This window comes from Streptomyces sp. SID13726, from assembly GCF_010548375.1.
In the GTDB taxonomy this organism is placed as follows: Bacteria; Actinomycetota; Actinomycetes; order Streptomycetales; family Streptomycetaceae; genus Streptomyces.
In genome coordinates this window covers 1-503 of sequence record NZ_JAAGLY010000281.1, presented here as the reverse complement: position 1 = coordinate 503, position 503 = coordinate 1, and the positions used below count along the sequence as shown (strand labels likewise).

At 72.4% G+C, this 503-nt stretch carries 1 protein-coding gene; it reads left to right on the top strand.

Going from position 1 to position 503, the window contains the following annotated elements; translation table 11 throughout:
• Nucleotides 1–503: CapA family protein (locus G3I78_RS47630; protein WP_164436853.1), on the top strand; the 503-nt coding region annotated here is incomplete at both ends.

Below are 503 nucleotides of genomic sequence, written 5' to 3'. Positions count from 1 at the left end.
CCGGAAGATACTCGCGGGGGTCAAACCTCTGGTGGCCGCCGCCGACCTGGCGATATGCCACCACGAGATACCGTACGGCCGGCCCGGCGGCCCCTACACCGGGTACCCCGCCTTCAAGGCCCCGCACCAGCTGGCCGACGCCCTGAAGGACGCCGGCTACGACAGCTGCTCGACCGGCTCGAACCACACCCTGGACGACGGCTACGACGGCCTCGTCCGCACCCTGGAACACCTCGACCGCGTCGGCATCAAGCACGTCGGCTCGGCCCGCAGCGCCGATGAGGCCAAGGCCCCGGCGGTGCTCTCCGCCGGCGGCGCCAAGGTCGCCCAGCTGGACTACACGTACGGCACGAACGGGATCCCGGTCCCGGCCGGCAAGCCCTGGTCCGTCAACCTGATCGACCAGAACCGGATCATCGCCGACGCCCGCGCGGCCCGGGCGGCCGGCGCGAACGTCGTCCTCCTCAGCGTCCACTGGGGCACCGAGTGGCAGACGGCGCCCG